Below are 2,678 nucleotides of genomic sequence, written 5' to 3'. Positions count from 1 at the left end.
TTAGGTAATATTTAAGTTAAGAAGTGTATTAAAAGGAAACGTAAGATACAGTCAACAATAAGTGCAGTTAACTAATGCTCTTATTAATTTTTTCTTTTAATTCTTGGAGTGAAAGTGTAATACCTTTTTTTCTATGAACCATTCTGTGGCAATTCGCGCATAAAACTTCCAAATCAGTTTTTGGGTTGGTTTCTATTTCTTTTCCTTTGTTTTCAGATAATGGCTGTATGTGATGTACTTCTATAAATCCTTTTCCCCAATCTCCATAAAAATTTTGAAAGTTAAAACCACAAGCTGAGCATTTTAGACCATGAATTTTTATTGCGTCATTTCTAACGGAAGGATTTCTCTCATATGAACTTGACGTTACTATTTTTTTTCCTCCTTCTGTTTTCCCAGTTTTATATTCAGATTCGTTTTCTTGAATAGCAATAAGATCTTCAAAAATTTGCTTGTATTCTTTTACTTTTAAATCCGAATATTTTTCGATAATTTCCCATACTTGATCTTCTGATTTATTTATCAAATTGTCAAAAACGATTTGAGATTCTTTTCCTAAAGGGTTTGGTTTTTTATTGTCGGCCAGCCAGCCAATGCGTTGCGAATTTGGTAAGTGACTATCAAAAGCGTCTCGAGCATTTTTCAAACTGCGTTCAAATGCTAAAACAGTTCTCCCCCCATTTAACTTCTCATAGAAAATTCTGTATGCATTATTCCATTTATCAACTTTAAGACGAGATGGAGGAGAAGGATAATTTTCATTTTTATTTATCTCGCCAAACTTTGATAAATAAAAACCTACTTCTAAAAATTCTTTGCTTCTTTTTTCCAATTTATTTAGGATTTATCCTATTTTTTAAAAAGAAGGTTGACCTTGTCTAGAAAAATAATTTCCAAAACGAGATATTATATCTTTTCTAAATGGATTAGTAATTACGCATTCTACTTCAAATTTTGACTTATTTGCTATGTCATTAATAGGAACACTTAATATTCTTTGAAAATTGATAAATCCACCTTCAAAAAGAATTGTTTCAGGTAAAAAATGAAATTTTAAATCAGCTTTATTAGATTTTAAATTTCTTGTATCTCCGCTATTTTTGCCCATGGTTATAGTTGTGTATTTGTCTATTATGCATATAGTTACGTATTCAGCTTTAGGTTCTGTTCTTTTTGAGTCTGTTGCTAAATCACAAGCAGGTGTTAAGATTATTCCGTAGTCATTGGTTCCTACAACTTTTAAAATATCTCCTGTAAATACCTTTTCTTTTACAGGTGGTTTAATGTAAAATTCAATATTATGTACTGGTTCAAGATTATTATCTATACTTATTTCTAAATATTCTAATATATGAGAAGAAATATATCTAAGTAAAACTTTTTCTACTTCCCAGTCTGGATTTGCTTTTTTATGATTCACAAACTCAGGTAGAATTTCAGAGATATGCCTCCAAAAGATATTATTAATATTTGTCTCAATTAAGCCTTTATTATTTAAGATTCCAGTAATTCCCGTGGAATGAATATCTTGGAATTCAGATAAAATCACATCATAATCTTCGTCACCACGAGTAGTGCATCTAAATAAGTAATTTTCGGATTGAAGTTCAGGTTCTAAATCTCCTAAATGACCTGATACAACTCGAACAGGAAATCGTAATTTTGATTTAATCTCATTAAGTATCTGATTGCCTAAGCCATCAGTATCATTGGGCTCAAGACGCATGTCGACAATTGCTCCATCATACGAGTTTTTACGTAGTTTTTTTAATCCATCATCCAGCGTTATAGCTTCATCTAGAGTTATCTGAACATTACTTGTTTTATTAAATAATTCTATAGAATCTTTTAAGATTTTGTTCTGTTTGGTATCATCATCTACTACAAGTATATTCATATGTACTATTTATTAATTTCTATTATAAAATTTGCTCCTTCATTATTGCTTATTGCACGTATTTTGGCTTTATTTCTTTCGAATGATTCTCCAGCAATTGACAGACCTAGCCCAGTGCCTTCCTCTTTAGTTGAAAATCCCGGATCAAAGATATCTTGATTCTGAATATTTTCTTCATCTATCCCTGTTCCACTGTCTTGGTAATCAATAATTAGTTTATCACTAGTATCTTTTATTACTACTGAAATATTTTTACTGCTACTAGTAGGAAGCCAATGTATACTATTCTCAATTAAGTTTGCAAAAGCTATTTGAAAATCGATTTCCCAACCTTTAAATTTGGTTTCAATATCTCCTGTTACTGAATATGAAATATCCTTTTCTTTTAGTTCGCTTTCAAAAAGCTTGAAAGCATCAATAATTGGCTTAGAAAGAACAAATGTCTTTGGATATGATCTCTTACTATTTGCTAGAGGTTCCAGCTTTTTGAAAATATTAATAAAAATTTCAGCCTGTTGTTTATTGTCGTTTAACCTGTCTAAAATTTTCGAATAAAGTTCTTTTAACTCATCGTTTTTAAGTTGATCATTACCTTTAAAAGCAGATATAAATTCTTTACTCCAAGCTGTTATGAATTTCGGATGTTGTTTTAGGGCATTAAGTGGTTTTCTACCTTCGTGGAACACTACTGTCATAATTTTCCCCAAAGTAACCTGACCTTGATATTTAGCTATCGTCCGTTTTATTTCTTCAAATTGTTCTTCTTTTTCTTTAGTCTCTT

The 2,678-nt window shown here is 30.2% G+C and carries 3 protein-coding genes; all 3 read right to left on the bottom strand.

Translation table 11 applies throughout. From position 1 onward, the window contains the following. Positions 1-67: 67 nt before the first annotated feature. Complete coding sequence (locus tag B2U95_RS00045) at positions 68-832, bottom strand: HNH endonuclease (protein ID WP_296311004.1); 765 nt, start codon at positions 830-832, stop codon at positions 68-70. Between the two features lie 24 nt (positions 833-856). Further along, complete coding sequence (locus B2U95_RS00040; RefSeq protein WP_296311002.1) at positions 857-1,897, bottom strand: hypothetical protein; 1,041 nt, start codon at positions 1,895-1,897, stop codon at positions 857-859. A gap of 5 nt (positions 1,898-1,902) precedes the next feature. Continuing rightward, positions 1,903-2,678 (bottom strand): ATP-binding protein (locus tag B2U95_RS00035; RefSeq protein WP_296310998.1); only part of this gene is annotated, 776 nt, incomplete at its 5' end.

The organism is Winogradskyella sp. UBA3174 (genome assembly GCF_002364335.1).
Lineage (GTDB): Bacteria > Bacteroidota > Bacteroidia > Flavobacteriales > Flavobacteriaceae > Winogradskyella.
This window is presented reverse-complemented; position numbering and strand designations above follow the sequence as displayed.

Coding starts and splice junctions, on each gene's coding strand:
- B2U95_RS00040 (WP_296311002.1), bottom strand. CDS start 1,897: ATGAATATACTTGTAGTAGATGATGATACCAAACAGAACAAAATCTTA.